Origin of the sequence: Yimella sp. NH-Cas1 (assembly GCF_022359705.1) — a bacterium.
GTDB lineage: Bacteria > Actinomycetota > Actinomycetes > Actinomycetales > Dermatophilaceae > Yimella > Yimella lutea.
The window spans coordinates 845,197-860,855 of record NZ_JAKSGG010000003.1 but is presented as its reverse complement, the minus strand read 5'-3'; the positions used below and the strand labels follow the sequence as shown (position 1 = coordinate 860,855).

Sequence of the window (15,659 nt, the reverse complement as noted above, 5' to 3'; positions counted from 1 at the left end):
CGCGCGTGCTCCTTCGTACGGAAAGTCGTTCTGACAATGCTCAGATGTGGTCCGGTCAGGCCGGAACCACCAACGTCCCGATCCTCTCACCTTGCAGGGCTCGGGTGATGTTGCCCTCGCCCTCCATCCCGAAGACGACCATCGGCAACTTGTTCTCGGCACCGAGCGCGAACGCGGTCTGGTCGATGACCCGCAACTCGCGCTCCATCGCCTCCTGGTAGGTGACCTCGTCGATGAGGGTGGCGCTCGGGTCCTTCTTCGGGTCGGCGGTCATGACGCCCTCGACGCCGTTCTTGGCGATCAGGACGGCGTCGCAGCGGCTCTCCAGGGCGCGCTGGACCGCGACCGTGTCGGTCGAGAAGAACGGCATGCCCATTCCGGCGCCGAAGATGACCAGGCGGCCCTTCTCCATGTGGCGGATCGCGCGACGCGGGATGTACGACTCGGCGACCTGACCCATGGTGATGGCGGTCTGGACGCGGGTCTCGATGCCTTCCTTCTCCAGGAAGTCCTGCAGGGCAAGGCAATTCATCACGATGCCGAGCATGCCCATGTAGTCGGCACGTACCCGGTCCATGCCGCGCTGCTGCAGTTCGGCGCCACGGAAGAAGTTGCCTCCTCCGATGACGACGGCGATCTGGACGCCGGCGCGGTTGGCCTGCGCCATCTGAGCGGCAATGCCCTTGACGACGTCCGGGTCGAGGCCGATGCTCCCGCCTCCGAATACTTCACCGGAGAGCTTCAACAGCACTCGGTTGTAGGTCCGGCTGATGGCGGGTTCGGTCATGCGTGCCTCCGAGTTCGTGACTGGGCGTCGGTGAGTTCCCCCGGAGGAGATCCTGCGACCGTCCCTGACGATGCGGTCGACAAATACTTCCACATTCGCAGCGCTGCTCAGTCCACGGTTGCCTTCCGCGCGGACGGCTGGCACTCTGTACCAGCCGTCCCTTAGTCACAAGAGCCACTTTGGTCAACGACTGTCACGGCGTGTCGCACGATTCACATCCAGGACCCCGTCCCCCGAAGCCACCGGAGCCCCCGCCGATGACTGTCCTCTTCCCTCGCCGCGCCGGCTTGTCAACATTCCTGGCCGCCGCCCTCCTGCTCCCCTTCGCCGCATCCGCAGCTGCCACGGACGACAAGGTCGGCGCCTACTCGCCGACGACCGGCCTGCGGAGCCCCGGAATCTCCAAGGCCGCCTGCAGCACCTACCCGTCGGGTCGTGACATCAACGTGACTCGCAAGATGTACGAGATCGGGCAGAACCGGAAGATCTCCGCGAAGGTGATGCTCGCGATGTTCGAGGCGGGCTGGGTCGAGTCCTGGCTCAACAACCTCAACTGCGGTGACCGCGATTCCATCGGCATCTTCCAGATGCGTCCGAGCATGGGGTGGGGCACCTACGAGCAACTGCGCGACGTGACGTACCAGGTGAACAAGTTCATCAATGTCGCACTCCCCCTCGAGAGCCGGTACGCCACCGCGGGTCAGCTGGCGCAAGCCGTCGAACGTTCCGGGTATCCCTACCGGTACGACCAGGCGCAGGCCACCGCGCAGAAGTACATCAACGAGGCAGCACGCCCGTACGGCACCATCCTGACGTTGTGGACCAAGCTCGGTGGGGTCAATGGGTCCCTCGGCGGTCCCCTGGCCGCAGAGACCGATTACGCATCCGGTGTTCGGTACGTGCCGTTCTCCAACGGGATCGCCGTGAAGTACAGCCGCGGCACGTTCTCCGTCTGGGGTGACAACTACCGCTACTGGGCTGCCGGGGGCGGCTTGGCAACCTACGGCCTGCCCACAATGTTGCCGAAGCGGGCCGCGGTGTCCCCCACCGGAACCAGTGGCTTGACTCAGGGCTTCCAGCGGGGATGGATCTACTGGTCGTCCAAGACCAGGTCCCACGCCGTGATGCCGGCGATGCAGTCGACGTTCGTGAAGTACGGGGCCGAGGCCGCCGTCGGGTTCCCCGTCGGTGCGACAGTGACGAACTCCACGGGCACCACCCAGACCTTCGAGAAGGCCATCCTGAAGATCAGCCCGACCCGCGTCACCACCAAGGTCGCCCGCTGACCTCGGCCACGGTTCCGCACGAACAGCGGTGGCGGGTCCGACCGCGGACGGCGTCAGTAGCCGCTGACCGTCCGTAACGCCGCGATCAGAGCTGCCGCGCACCGGTCGTAATCGAGCTCGTCCACGTGCAACCCGCCGCCGAGGCGGATGTAGCCGCGGCCGGCGAAGTACACCGGCGGGCACTCCACACCCGAATCGCTCATCGCTCGGTACACCGCGGCGGCGTCCTCGGCGTCGCCGATCAAGCCGTCCGGCAACGGCACCAGCCGCATCGTGGGTGCGGTCCGTGCCGGCCACCCGTGGTCGTAGGCGGGCATGTCACCCGGGAATGCCATCGCAAGTTGCCGATGAACGATCTCCGAACCTGTTCGGAGCAGATCGGTGGACCGTGCGGCGATCTCGAACCCGCCGTGTTCCCGCCAGAACGCCAACCCGTCGAGGATCGCGAGCATCGGCGTGAAGTCGACCGTGCCCGGGAAGTCGTGCGACGCGGGAAATCCGCGTGCGCTGGTCCATGAGGTGACCGCGGGACGGATGGCGTCGCGATACTCGGGGGCCACCCACAGCGCACCGGTACCCCGCGGCGTGTAGCACCACTTATGCAGGTTCGTCGCCCAGAACGCTGCTCCCAGGCCGGCCACGTCGACGTCGAGCGTGCCCGCCGCGTGAGCGGCATCGACGTACACCGGAACGGGCGCGACGGCGTCCACCACGGCCTTCACCGGGAGCATCAGGGCCGTGGGTGAGGTGATCTGGTCGATGACCACCAGCTTGGTGCGTTCGGTGACCTGAGCCCGGAAGGCCTCGACGATCTCGTCGTCCGTCGCATCGATGGCGAAGCCGGCGATCCGCCCCTGGGCGCCGCGCACCGCAGCAGCGGTCGCCACCGTCGGGTACCCGTGGTCGGAGACGACGACCTCGTCCCCTTCCCCCAGGCCGATCGCATCGAGGATCACCCCGACGCCCTCGGACACGTTGCGCACCAGCGCGGTCGAGCCGTCACCGACACCGAGAAAACGTTCCACCTCTGCGCGCACCCGCGCGAGTTCGTCGTGGCACTCCTGCCGGAAGAACCGCACCGGGTTCGCCTCGACCCGGTCGCTCCATCGTCGCTGCGCTTCCCGCACCGAGCGGGGAACCATCCCGAACGCCCCCGAATTCATGTGCAGCACAGTCGGATCGGCGTCGAACATGTCCATCACGTCATCGCGCATGCGGATCATTCTGGTGCATTGCATGACGAAGGGGCCGGACACCACATGCGGTGCCCGGCCCCTTCGGGGTGAAGCTGTGCGATCAGACGCCGACCTTGAAGCGAGCGAAACCGGTGATCTGCAGACCGGCCTCCTCCGCGACCTTTCCGACGGTCTTCTTGGCGTCCTTGGCGAACGCCTGCTCCAGCAGGACGTTCTCTTTGAAGAAGCCGTTGACGCGGCCCTCGATGATCTTCGGCAGCGCGGCTTCCGGCTTGCCCTCTTCGCGGGCGGTCGCCTCGGCGACACGACGCTCGTTGGCGACGGTGTCGGCGTCGACGTCCTCACGGGACAGGACGGTCGGGCTGAACGCTGCGATGTGCATCGCGATGTCGCGAGCGGTCTGTGCGTCGTCACCCTTGACCGCCAGGACGACACCGATCTGCGCGGGCAGGTCGGGGCTCGTCTTGTGCAGGTAGGAGACGACGGTGTCGCCCTCCACGCTCGCGACGCGCTTGATCTCGATCTTCTCGCCGATGGTGGCGTTCGCCTCGTCGAGGATCGACTGCACGGTCTGACCGTCCAGTTCGCTGCTGAGCAGCTCCTCGGCGTTCTTGGCGTTGACGGCGACAGCCTGCTTCAGCACGCGGTCGGCGAGGGCACCGAACTTCTCGCCCTTGGCGACGAAGTCGGTCTCGCACAGCACCTCGACGAGGTTGCCGACCGATCGTTCGGCGGAGGCGGCGACGAGGCCGTTCTCCGTCGTGCGGCCCTCACGCTTGGTGACACCCTTCAGGCCCTTGACCCGAAGGATCTCGGTGGCCTTGGCCTGGTCGCCGTCGGCCTCGTCGAGTGCCTTCTTGACGTCGAGCATGCCGGCGCCGGTCGACTCACGCAGCGCCTTGATGTCGGCCGCGGTGTAGTTCGCCATGTGTTTGTTCGCTCCTTCGCGAATTGAAGTTGAACGAGGGTTGTGTCAGGCCTGGGCGTCGGTGGACGCGGGCGCCTCGACCTCGACCGCACCGGCAGCGTCGGCCGGAGCGGCAGCTGCCTCGGTGGCCTCCGCGAGCGCCTTGGCCTCGTCCTTGTCCGTGGTGTCGTCGGAGGCGAGCAGCTCGCGCTCCCACTCGGCCATCGGCTCGGACGCAGCACCCTCGGTCGCGCCGCTCTGGCCCGAACGGGAAATGAGTCCCCCGGCGACGGCGTCGGCGACCACGCGGGTCAGCAGGGTGACCGCGCGGATGGCGTCGTCGTTACCCGGGATCTTGTAGTCGACCTCGTCCGGGTCGCAGTTGGTGTCGAGGATCGCGATGACTGGGATGTTCAGCTTGCGCGCCTCGGTGACCGCGAGGTGCTCCTTCTTGGTGTCGACGACCCAGACGGCCGAGGGCACCTTGTTCATGTCGCGGATACCGCCGAGGGTGCGCTCCAGCTTGTCCTTCTCGCGCTTGAGGACCAGGAGTTCCTTCTTGGTGCGTCCCGAACCGGCGACGTCGTCGAAGTCGATCTCCTCGAGCTCCTTGAGGCGAGCAAGGCGCTTGTGCACGGTGTTGAAGTTGGTGAGCATTCCACCGAGCCAGCGGTAGTTCACGTACGGCATGCCGACGCGGGTCGCCTGCTCGGCGATCGACTCCTGCGCCTGCTTCTTGGTGCCGACGAACAGGATCGTGCCACCGTGGGCGACGGTCTGCTTGATGAACTCGAACGCGTCGTTCAGGTAGGTGAGCGACTGCTGCAGGTCGATGATGTAGATGCCATTGCGCTCGGTCATGATGAAGCGCTTCATCTTCGGGTTCCAGCGGCGGGTCTGGTGTCCGAAGTGGACGCCGCTCTCGAGGAGCTGGCGCATGGTGACGACGGCCATGCCGAAGTCCTTTCGTAGAGGTTTCCAGTTGTTCTTCACCACGGACGGGTGCCTGCGGTGAACCTGGTGCTCGGACGCCTCCCACCCGCCGCGGAAGCGACGGGACCGAACGGATGCGCCCGGCCGGAGCCGGATCGAGCACGCGAATTCGACCCGACAGTTCGGGCCGTACTTCCAGTGTAGGGGCACCGCCCACGAACCGCCGAATCGCGCGGCCCCCGTAAGGTGCCGAAGGTGAGCAACCCACTCGTGCACCGCATGCAGGACTTCGGCGAGACCATCTTCGCCGAGATGACCCAACGGGCCCTGGCGGCCGACGCCGTGAACCTCGGGCAGGGGTTTCCGGACGCCGACGGGCCGAGCGCCGTGCTCGAAGCCGCCGTCGACGCCATCCGTGCGGGCCGGAATCAGTACCCACCCTCGATCGGATTTCCCGACCTGCGTGAGGCAGTCAGCGAACATCAACGGCGCTTTCGCGGGGTCGAGGTCGACCCGGCGACCCAGGTCATGGTGACGGCCGGCGCCACTGAGGCGATCGCGACCACCATCCTGGCCCTGTGCGAGCAGGGAGACGAGGTCGTCACCTTCGAGCCGTACTACGACTCCTACGCGGCGTCGATCGCACTCGCCGGGGCGGTTCGGCGCACCAGCGTCCTGCGGTTCCCCGACTTCACGGTCGACGAGGCCTCGCTGCGCGCCGCGTTCAGCGAACGCACCCGGCTGGTGCTGCTCAACACCCCGCACAATCCGACCGGCAAGGTGTTCAGCCGGACCGAGATGGACCTCATCGCCGAACTCGCCCGTGAGCACGACGCAGTGGTCGTGACCGACGAGGTGTACGAGCACCTGGTCTACGACGCAGAGCACATCGCAATGGCGTCGCTGCCGGGGATGGCCGACCGCACGCTGACGATTTCCTCGGCCGGCAAGACGTTCGCGACGACCGGGTGGAAGATCGGTTGGATCACCGGTCCTGCCGAACTGATCACGGCGGTGCGGACCGTCAAGCAATTCGTGACTTTCTCCGGCGGCGCACCTTTCCAGCCCGCGATCGCCACCGGCCTGCGACTGCCCGACACCTTCTTCGCCGGGCTGCGTGACGACATGCGGGCGCGGCGCGACCTGCTCGCCGACGGCCTGGCCGACCTCGGCCTGCCGGTGTCGGTGCCGCAGGGCGGCTACTTCGTGGTGGCCGACGCCGCCGCGTGGGGCCCCGACGGTCTCGCCGTCTGTCGGGCACTGCCTGAACAGGCAGGCGTCGCGGCCGTGCCGGTGTCGGCTTTCCTCGATGACAAGACATCCGGAGCGACCCTGGTGCGCTTCGCCTTCTGCAAGCGTCCGGAGGTCATCAAGGAGGGTGTGGCGCGCCTGCACAAGGCGTTCTCCACAGCCTGAGGCTCCGCCGCGATCCGTCCCCGAAACTGCCGGACGGTGTCGTCTGATCTGCCCGTGGCACGCACCGTGTCGTGGATGAAGACCTTTCTCGCACTCGTCTGGCTCTCGGCAACCCTCGGGGCGACCGCGCCGGCGCAGGCGCCGACCTCACCCGCGTCATCCGTGCCGGTGCTCGCCGCGTCCGCCGGCGGGGTGGCGGTGGCCCGGTCGGGGTCCGGCACGGTTGGCACAACCCCGAACGGAGTGGCCCCGACCGGTGACTACCGGTGGCCGTTGGCGCCCACTCCACCGGTGATCAGACCCTTCGAGCAGCCGCCGCAGCCGTGGGCCGCCGGACATCGCGGGGTCGACCTGCTCGGCAGCACCGGTGCGGCAGTGCTGGCGGCCGGCGCGGGCACGGTGACCCACTCCGGGGTGATCGCCGGCCGCGGCACGGTGACGGTCACCCACCGCGACGGACGCCGCACCACCTACGAACCGCTCGACGACCGCAGCGCGGTAGGCACCTCGGTGGCCGGCGGCGATCGCATCGGCACGCTCGCCGCCGGTGGGTCGCACTGCGCCCCGCGCAGTTGCCTGCACTGGGGCCTGCTGGTCGGGCCGCGCGACTACCGCGACCCGCTCACCCTGCTCGGATCGACCCGGGTGCGGCTGCTGCCGGTGCCGTGAGCAGGGTGGTCGCTACGCCTTCGCGGCTGCGGACGGCCACTGGTTCGGGGTGCAGCCGTCAAGACGGCCGGGGCGGCGCTGAAGTACTCGACCCCTTTTGACTCAGCGGCAGTAGTTGAGCACCGCGATGACCAGTTTGGCGAGCAGCTCGCGTGCACGAACCGCACGAGTCGACCCGCTGATTGTCGACGGTGCCGGGTGAGGCGGAGGTGACGACGACGTCGGGCTTCGTACTGGCCTTCACCGGCACCCGGGTCGAGGTGCCTGCCGTGCGGCGACATCGAGCCGGCGTGCACTCCGATGCCTAGGCCGAGCTATTCGACCGCTTAGAGGCCGCGGTCAAAGCTGGCCTTCGCGAAGTCGACCTGCTGACTCTTGAGCAGCTGCTGGACTCGGCGCTCAATCGGCCTGACAGGCTCGTTGATCGGATGGCTCTTCCACAGACCGTCGGAGCGATTCACTAGGGTTTACCTCCTTAGCTGTGACGCACGCCCACCGAGGGCGAGAGACCCGTGGGAGCAGGTGCCGATGACACGAATCTTCGACAACATCGAGGACGACGACCGTCTTGGCCCTCACCTCATCAAGACCTTCGAAAGCTCTGACCGTCTGGACGCAGCCGTCGGCTACTTCAACCTACGCGGCTGGTCGACCTTCGCCGACTCGATCGATGCCAAGCCAACCTCTGACGCCCCGGTCATGCGGGTTCTCGTCGGCATGGCGGTCGGCGGCCAAGACGAGGACGAGCTCCTCCAGACCCTGCAGGCTGAACTTGAAGGGACGGACATCGCCGACGTCATAGACGGCGAGATCGCCCGCGCACGCAAAACACTCGCGGTGATGAAGTTCCGCACCCAACTCATGCGCGGTTTGCCGACGTCGCGCGACCAGGCAACACTTCGACGCCTTCGTGGCCACCTAGCTGAGGAGCGAGTGGCTATCAAGCTTTTCACACGCCGGCCGCTGCACGGCAAGACCTATCTTGCCTTCAAGGAGGACCCGAACCACCCGATCACCGGGTTCGTCGGGTCGAGCAACCTCACCATGGCTGGTCTCGAGCACAACTACGAGCTCAATGTCGACGTGCTCGATTTCAACGCGGCGGCGAAGCTCGCTCAGTGGTTCGAGGACCGCTGGGACGATCGCTTCTCCATCGACATCACCGAAGACCTCATCGCCCTTATTGACGAGTCGTGGGCGGCCGAGACCCCGCCCACGCCCTACGAGGTCTATCTCAAGGTCTGCTATCACCTCTCACGCGATGTCCGCGAAGGCCAGTTGGAGTACAGCCTCCCTCCGGACATGCGGAACCAACTCCTCGACTACCAGGTGAATGCCGTGCAGACGCTCTCACGTCGGGTCTATCAGCGCGGCGGCACGATGCTCGGCGATGTCGTCGGTCTCGGTAAGACCCTGACTGCTGTCGCCACGGCGCTCGTTCTGCGTGAGCAGTACGGCTACTCGACGCTCGTCCTCTGCCCGAAGAACCTCACCCGGATGTGGAAGGAGCACCTCGATGCTTACGACGTGCCGGGCGAGGTTGTCTCCTACTCGACTGCGCACCGTGACCTGCCGGACCTGCGTCGCTATCAACTCGTCATCCTCGACGAGTCCCATAACCTGCGCTCGGACAAGCGCCGAGACTACAAGGCAATCAAGGAGTACATCGAGCGCAACGAGTCCAAGGTGCTGCTCCTCACGGCGACGCCCTACAACGTGCGTTTCACCGACGTTGCGAACCAGTTGAGCATGTACATCGGCGAGGACGACGACCTTGGGCTGGAGCCTCGTGAGGCGCTACGGGGCAACCCCCGTATTCGCGATCTGGTGGACGGGCGAACGAACACGATGCAGGCCTTCCGACGCTCCGAGGAGGCTGAGGACTGGAAGAACCTTATGTCCGAGCATCTCGTCCGGCGCACGCGCTCGTTCGTCAAGGCGAACTACGGCAAGACCGACCCAGTGAACGGCCGTGAATACCTTGCCTTCCCAGATGGCGGCCGCTTCTACTTCCCGATTCGCCTACCTATGCCGATCGATCACGACTTCGGCCCCAAAGACCCTGCAGCCCTGATCTCCAGCGACGACGCACTCGATGCCATCAACGCGCTCAAACTCCCGCGCTACGCGCTTATCGACTATGTCGACAAGAAGGTCAAGCTCACGCCCGCCGAGGAAGAACTAGTCAAGGACTGGGAGCGTGCCAGGAGTCGGCTTATCGGCATCACCCGCACTCACTTCTACAAGCGCCTCTCGTCCTGCGGCTACGCCTACGACATCTCACTGAAACGACATCTGGCGCGTAACGAGATGTGGATTCATGCTTTCGACAACGGCATCGATGTGCCTACGGGCACGGTCATCGATGAGATGTTCTCCGACGGTGAGCCCGACCCGGACGCGAGTGACGAGAACTACGACGCACTCAAGGGCCGCAAGCCGGAGAGTGTGACTTGGGTGCGCCACGACCTCTTTACGGACGACATGGTCCAGCATCTGCGAAACGACTCCGACATCATCCGTCGCCTGATCGCGTTATACAGCGCCTGGGAGGCCAAGAACGACTCCAAACTGGCCGCTCTCATCGACCTGCTGACGAAGACGCATAAGGACGACAAGGTCCTCATCTTCACCGAGTACAAGGACACGGCCGAGTACGTCGAGCGTTCACTCAGGGAGGCCGGAGTGTCCAGCGTCGCTTTGGTCAGTGGAAATACGGACAACCCCACCAACATCGTGCGTCGGTTCTCGCCGGTGTCGAACGCGAAGCCACACGAGGACCCGAAACCAATCTCGAAGAACGACGAAGTCCGCGTCCTTGTTGCTACAGACGTGCTGTCGGAGGGCCAGAACCTCCAGGACTCCCACATTGTCGTCAACTACGACCTCCCGTGGGCGATCATCCGGCTCATCCAGCGCGCGGGACGCGTAGACCGCGTGGGTCAGCAAGCCGAAGAAATCCTGCTGTACACCTTCTTCCACAAGGACGTGGAAAACGTAATTAACCTTCGTCAGCGCATCGCCGGACGACTGGCCAACAATGCCCAGGCGTTTGGCTCCGATGAGAAGTTCTTCGGCTCACCGGAGGAGACACAGGAGTTGCACAATCTCTACGACGGCAAGCTTGTCGAAGGTGAGTCCGAAAGCGAGGTCGATGCCTCATCACTAGCCTACGAGGTGTGGGCAAACGCCGAGGAAGAGACCCCGGACCTCACCCGCAAGGTCCAAAGCATGCCCGACCTCGTCTACTCCACCCGCCCAGCGCTTCCGCGAGGCGATGCCGATGGGGTGGCGTGTTACGTGCGCACTGAGAACGGCTACGACGGTTTCGGCCTCGCCGAGCCAGGTGAGGAGCTCCGCCTCCTAACCGGTCATCAGGCCCTGAACGTGTTCTCTGCCGAGTCGAGCACCCCGACGCTGCCCATTCGCGCCGACCACTTCAACCTCACCGCCGACCTTGTGCGAGGTCCCCTGGCGCAGGCATCAACCATCGAGGGCCGGCTGCGTGGTGTGCGTCTGCAAGTCTGGAACCGGCTCAGTCAGAAGCTCGACACTCCACCCGAGGTCACCGAGGCACTTGAAGCTCTGTATGCACGACCATTGCAGACCATGGCTGAGAGGAGACTGCGCTCCGCACTCAAGACTCGACCCAGCGACGAGGACCTCGGCGACCTGCTCGCCCTCCTGCACCGCGACGAGAACCTGGTGGTTCCCGACGCCGCCGGGGCTGACCCCATCCGAATCGTCTGCACGATGGGGGTTAGCAAGGCATGAGCAAGCTCATCGACCTCGTGAACGCCGGCAAGTGGCGCGAACTTTTCATCGAAGAGCTCGGTTGGACGCGACCGAGCCTCAACCCCGTCACGATCGGCCTCCCCGGGCCCGACGACGAGTACGACGTCGTCTGCACCGAGATCGCTCAATACAAAGGCGTCCGGATCTGGCTGTGCAACGACATCCTCGACGCACGAACCCAGCGGTACGTCGACAAGGAGATTACGAAGCACTCCACTGAACGCCTCGTCATCTTTGCTGGTGACTTCGAGCAAGAGTGGCGGTGGCCGCAGTCCAGCGACGATCAGGGCCGTGGCAAGACCAGACTTGTCTCCCACCGACACATCATCGGTCGCGAGAACGAGGCCCTTGAGCAGCGCCTCGCCATGATCGAGATCAAGGTCACCGAGAGCCCAAGCATCATCGAGGTGCTCCGGCGCCTTCGTGCGGCGTTCGATGCCGACCGCATCACCAAGGCCTTCTACGACAAGTTTTCCAGGCGGCACGAGGCACTGGTCAAGGCGATCGACGGGCTGCCCGACTACGAGCAAGAGCGGACGGACGAGGACAAGAAGACCAAGAACCAAGAACGTAAGTGGTACAGCTCCCTGTTGCTGAATCGGCTCATGTTCATCTACTTCTTGCAGCGCAAGGGTTTCATGGACAACGACCGCGACTACTTGCGCAACCGCCTCAACCAGGTGAAGGCCCTCAGCGGGAACGACAAGTTCTTCGAGTTCTACGCAGATTTCCTCATCCCCATGTTCCATGACGGCCTTGGCGAGCCCGGCCTGGCCATCAAGGACCCGACTATCAAGAAGATCGTGGGTGACATCCCGTACATCAACGGCGGCATCTTCGCAGTGCACGAATTGGAGCTGACCTACAACGAAATCCACATCGAAGATCAGATCTTTCAGGAGATTTTCGATCTCTTCGACGGCTACCAATGGCACCTCGACGACCGCCCTTTGGGGAACCCGAACGAGATCAATCCTGACGTCCTCGGCCACATCTTCGAGCAGTTCATCAACCAGAAGCAGATGGGCGCGTACTACACGAAGGAGGACGTGACCCATTTCATGACCTCCTCGACCCTGCTGCCCGTCTTCTTGGAGCGAGTCGAGAAACTGACTGGAGTGAATCCGTGGGCCTACGTCGCAGCAGAGCCAGCGCGCTACGTGTGGGAATCGGTCAGTTACGGTGTGGACACTCCGTACCCAGAGGACATCACCGCCCAGTCCGCGTCGTTCCCGCGTCCCGCATGGAATGAGAAGGCGTCAGAGGATTGGGGCCTGCCGGGCGAGACCTGGTGGGAGGTCGACCACCGGCACCGCGATCACGAGCGCATCATTGCCTCTGCGAAGGCGGGTGCAATCAACTCCGCCGACGCTGCGGTCACGGCGAACATCGACCTCGAAACGCTTGCGCTTGACGTCGTCGACGGATTGGACACCCCCAAGAACGTTGTTGCGGCCTGGCGCATCCTGACGGACCTGAAGGTCATCGATCCAACTTGCGGCTCGGGCGCGTTCCTGTTCGCCGCACTCAAGATTCTCCTTGATCTTTACGACGCGATCCTCGACGCGGCTCGGTCGCACGCGGTGACCTCCGATGATGCGGAGCTTGCTGCGCTCATCGCCGAGGTTGACGAGCCGCGGCACAACCAGAACTACTACATCCTCAAGCACGCGACATTGCACAACCTCTATGGCGTCGACATCATGAAGGAAGCCACCGAGATCGCTCGGCTCCGGCTGTTCCTCAAGCTCGTGGCCGCGATCGACAAACGACAGGACTTGGAGCCGCTTCCTGACCTCGACTTCAACATCAAGCCGGGTAATGCCCTTGTCGGCGCTCTCAACGCGGAGGAGTTGAGTTTCGCCGGCGATGTTCTGACCGCCGCTGATGTCGTTGAACAGGCAAAGGCTTCTGCCGAGGTAGTAGGACTCGCATACAACGCCTTCCGCGCTGGCTCAGAGGCCGGCGACGAGAACACGATCAAGACAACCCGCAAGGCCCTGTCGTCTGCGCTCTCGTCGGCGCGGCTGGCCATCAACCGCACCTACTTCGGCGGCCAGAGCGCGGCAAGCCTCACCCTGGACGAGTGGGTGGCATCGCATTTGCCGTTCCATTGGTTCATCGAGTTTCCCGAGGTGTTCTCCGAGGGTGGCTTCGACGTGGTCATCGGTAACCCGCCCTATATCGCCAAGAGCAAGATCACCGGCTACAAGTTCAGCGGCTTCAAGACGACCGACTTGCCGGACATCTACGCGCCCTGCACGGAGCGGGCCTCTCAAATCACCCGTCCCGATGGCCGCATGTCGCTCATCATCCCGATTTCGGCCCAGTTCGGCGCCGAGTTCGTCAAGCTTCGTTCGCATCTGGAGAGCCGCTTCGCATCACTCTGGGTGAGTGCGTTCTCACGTAATCCGGCCGCACTCTTCTCGGCCGGCTTAGGAGTCCGCTCCACCATCGTCGTCGCAGGAGGGTGGTCAGCAGAGAAGGCATCTCTCCAGGTCACCAAGACCCACAGATGGGTAGATGACTTTCGGGCATCGCTATTCGAGACGCTCACCTATGTCGACGCGCGTGCCGTCCACCCGCACGCGGGCTGGATCCGGTGCGGTGATGAGGAGCTCGCGGACCTTTTCGCGAGGCTCGCGCCGAAGGGTCGGCTTTCGCAGGTCATATCACGTGCGGGGTCGGGTCGCGTCGGTTTCAAGTCCATCGTCCTGTATTGGATCTCGGTCTTCAACGAGGATCCTCCGGCGTATGACCTCGAGTTCGCGCCGACGCCACAGACGGGCTCGTCGTGGTTGAAGATCACCAACCCTCAGGATGCCAAAGTGGTGCTTGCTGTCCTGGCCTCAAAGCTGGCCTTCGTTTGGTGGTGGTCGACGAGTGACGACTTCCACGCGACAAACGACGGTCTGACCTCGACGCCGGTCGATTTCGGTGCCCTGCCCCAGGAAACGCGCGCGGAGCTCGCCGACCTAGCGGACGAGCTGGTCCAGGACTTCCCGAACCACGTCCAGTTCACCAAGTACGCCGGCAAGTGGATGGGGAACTACGTCCACTCGGAGATGCGGGACATCACGGACAGGATCGATCGCCTGCTGGCCGAGGCGCTCGGGTACACCGCCCAGCTGCCGGTCCTTGAGCGGGCTTATTACAACGCCTACAAGCCGACAGGCGACAGGCCGGGCACCCTGCGCTACGACCCGACGGTCGGTCCCACGGTCTGAGGTGTCGTGACCGCGGGGGTCAGGTCCTGGCGGACGCATTCGGCGAGGGACTCCAAGTACACGCGCCACGCCGCGTCCGTTCGGACGTCTGTTGGCGACGGGAACGGCAGGTCAAGGAGCTGAAGCTCGTAACGCGGCGCAGTCGTCCGGATCAGCACCTCGCGGCTGCGCGTCTTGCCGCGGACCGGCTGGGCGTAGAAGACGGCTCCTGCCTCGGTTAGCACGTCGGAGCCCGGGAGGACCGCGGTGTGGCTGTAGGCAAACATTTGGTCGCCGTCGGAAGCCCCCAGAGCGGACTCGTCCACCTTGTACTTGGCGTCCGCGAGGAAGCGACGGCCGTTCAGGACGAAGATGAAGTCTGCGCTTCGTTTCTCTGGTTTCCGCGTCCCGGACGCAGGGGCCCACGGCGATCCGACGGGCGCCTGGGGGTGCGTGGTCCCCGCATCCGCGACGTGCTGGAGTGCCCCGAGCAGGGACTGCTCCCACCACTTCTCCATCGAGAGGTAGATCGCCACCGCGCGCTCCGTTCCGGCGCTGCCATCCAGCGGCACCACCGAGGTTCGGGACAGGACTCGGACGGCTTGTTCGACAGCGCGCGCCCACGGCCGCTCGAGCTTGTGGAGCACAAGCTGCCGTGCCGCGAGTAGGGCACGCTCGCGCTCCAGCACGGTGACGCTGTCGAGGCGTCGGGCCAAGCCGACCGCCTGCGACCGGACAGGTGCAGCCATGTGGGCAAGCGCAGCGGGGGCATGGTCGGTCGCGACTGTCCTGAGCGCTGCCAGAACGATGCGGAGCACGGGGGTGTCCGTCGTCTGTTCATCGAATCGGTATTCGACCTCGGGTGTGCCGGTCAGCAGCGCTATGGCGAGACTCGTGCCGGACAGCGCCCCCCGCGGGCTGGAGAGCCGGTCGACACGTTCGAGGTAGCCCGGTCTGACGCGATCGATGACGCGTCGGACCTCGTCCACGAAGAGCTGCTGCTCCACGACTCTGAGCAACGACTCCGCGGCAGCGCCGCGGTACTGGTGATCGTCCAACGATGTCCGCTGGCGCTTAGCTAGGAGCATCAGGCTGATGACGGATTCGATGGAGTCGGCACTGAGCGGCGGCGGGGTCGTCCCACTGCCGCGCGCACGCACCAGTTGGAGAAGGTCCTTGCGCCCCTCGCGGTCGCTCATATCCAGCACGCCGTGAGTCAGCGCGCTGACGACACGAGCAGAGCTCGCCATTTCGGCCGACTCACCCTCGAAGAGGGTGGCGTGCGTGCTGGTGCCCGGAACGTGCTCCGGGATCAGCAGATGTCGGCGTTCGTGGGTGTTCCATGGCTTCGGGAGCACGGTGATTGTCAGTGCTCCAGCTGCCCCGTCAGGAATCACTACGAACCCCGCCCGACTGCCCCGCGGGCTCGCACGGAACGCGACGACTGGGCCTTCGGAGCTCATC

Annotated in this window: 10 protein-coding genes; 5 read left to right on the top strand and 5 right to left on the bottom strand. The window is 64.8% G+C overall.

Going from position 1 to position 15,659, the window contains the following annotated elements; genetic code table 11:
- Nucleotides 1–55: 55 nt before the first annotated feature.
- Complete coding sequence (gene pyrH / locus MF407_RS04480) at nucleotides 56–787, bottom strand: UMP kinase (protein WP_129625541.1); 732 nt, start codon at nucleotides 785–787, stop codon at nucleotides 56–58.
- 257 nt (nucleotides 788–1,044) lie between these two features.
- Between pyrH and MF407_RS04475 the strand changes: the two genes are divergently transcribed.
- On the top strand, nucleotides 1,045–2,073 hold the full coding sequence (locus tag MF407_RS04475; RefSeq protein ID WP_239701470.1) for a hypothetical protein: 1,029 nt from the start codon (nucleotides 1,045–1,047) through the stop codon (nucleotides 2,071–2,073).
- Between the two features lie 53 nt (nucleotides 2,074–2,126).
- Here the strand turns inward: MF407_RS04475 and MF407_RS04470 are convergent, their stop codons facing one another.
- The 3 genes from MF407_RS04470 to rpsB all read right to left on the bottom strand — a co-directional run bounded on the left by MF407_RS04470 (nucleotide 2,127) and on the right by rpsB (nucleotide 5,130).
- Nucleotides 2,127–3,287, bottom strand: coding sequence for an aminotransferase class V-fold PLP-dependent enzyme (locus MF407_RS04470; protein ID WP_239701469.1), 1,161 nt, complete (start codon nucleotides 3,285–3,287; stop codon nucleotides 2,127–2,129).
- 82 nt (nucleotides 3,288–3,369) lie between these two features.
- Nucleotides 3,370–4,197 carry a translation elongation factor Ts gene (gene tsf / locus MF407_RS04465; RefSeq protein WP_239701468.1) on the bottom strand — a complete coding sequence of 276 codons (828 nt, stop codon included), beginning with the start codon at nucleotides 4,195–4,197 and terminating at the stop codon, nucleotides 3,370–3,372.
- Between the two features lie 45 nt (nucleotides 4,198–4,242).
- Nucleotides 4,243–5,130, bottom strand: coding sequence for a 30S ribosomal protein S2 (rpsB, locus tag MF407_RS04460; protein ID WP_239701467.1), 888 nt, complete (start codon nucleotides 5,128–5,130; stop codon nucleotides 4,243–4,245).
- A gap of 234 nt (nucleotides 5,131–5,364) precedes the next feature.
- Here rpsB and MF407_RS04455 point away from each other — a divergent pair, with 234 nt between their 5' ends.
- From MF407_RS04455 to MF407_RS04440, 4 genes are all read left to right on the top strand, one after another.
- Nucleotides 5,365–6,525, top strand: coding sequence for a pyridoxal phosphate-dependent aminotransferase (locus MF407_RS04455; RefSeq protein WP_239701466.1), 1,161 nt, complete (start codon nucleotides 5,365–5,367; stop codon nucleotides 6,523–6,525).
- Between the two features lie 75 nt (nucleotides 6,526–6,600).
- Entirely contained in the window at nucleotides 6,601–7,194 is a 594-nt protein-coding gene (locus tag MF407_RS04450; protein ID WP_239701465.1) for a M23 family metallopeptidase, read from the top strand.
- Between the two features lie 528 nt (nucleotides 7,195–7,722).
- Nucleotides 7,723–10,968 carry a helicase-related protein gene (locus MF407_RS04445; RefSeq protein WP_239701464.1) on the top strand — a complete coding sequence of 1,082 codons (3,246 nt, stop codon included), beginning with the start codon at nucleotides 7,723–7,725 and terminating at the stop codon, nucleotides 10,966–10,968.
- A gap of 386 nt (nucleotides 10,969–11,354) precedes the next feature.
- Entirely contained in the window at nucleotides 11,355–14,216 is a 2,862-nt protein-coding gene (locus MF407_RS04440; protein WP_239701463.1) for a DNA methyltransferase, read from the top strand.
- On the opposite strand, the gene MF407_RS04435 is transcribed toward MF407_RS04440, so the two are convergent.
- Nucleotides 14,186–15,658, bottom strand: a complete 1,473-nt coding sequence (locus MF407_RS04435) for a hypothetical protein (RefSeq protein ID WP_275578181.1) — start codon at nucleotides 15,656–15,658, stop codon at nucleotides 14,186–14,188. The two genes, MF407_RS04440 and MF407_RS04435, sit on opposite strands and share 31 nt — an antisense overlap.
- Nucleotide 15,659 lies beyond the last annotated feature (1 nt).

Excerpts from the sequence above, each read along its gene's own strand:
- MF407_RS04450 (WP_239701465.1), top strand. The coding sequence starts at position 6,601 with ATGAAGACCTTTCTCGCACTCGTCTGGCTCTCGGCAACCCTCGGGGCG.
- MF407_RS04435 (WP_275578181.1), bottom strand. The coding sequence starts at position 15,658 with ATGAGCTCCGAAGGCCCAGTCGTCGCGTTCCGTGCGAGCCCGCGGGGC.
- MF407_RS04470 (WP_239701469.1), bottom strand. The coding sequence starts at position 3,287 with ATGCGCGATGACGTGATGGACATGTTCGACGCCGATCCGACTGTGCTG.
- rpsB (WP_239701467.1), bottom strand. The coding sequence starts at position 5,130 with ATGGCCGTCGTCACCATGCGCCAGCTCCTCGAGAGCGGCGTCCACTTC.
- MF407_RS04445 (WP_239701464.1), top strand. The coding sequence starts at position 7,723 with ATGACACGAATCTTCGACAACATCGAGGACGACGACCGTCTTGGCCCT.
- MF407_RS04440 (WP_239701463.1), top strand. The coding sequence starts at position 11,355 with ATGATCGAGATCAAGGTCACCGAGAGCCCAAGCATCATCGAGGTGCTC.
- MF407_RS04475 (WP_239701470.1), top strand. The coding sequence starts at position 1,045 with ATGACTGTCCTCTTCCCTCGCCGCGCCGGCTTGTCAACATTCCTGGCC.
- tsf (WP_239701468.1), bottom strand. The coding sequence starts at position 4,197 with ATGGCGAACTACACCGCGGCCGACATCAAGGCGCTGCGTGAGTCGACC.
- pyrH (WP_129625541.1), bottom strand. The coding sequence starts at position 787 with ATGACCGAACCCGCCATCAGCCGGACCTACAACCGAGTGCTGTTGAAG.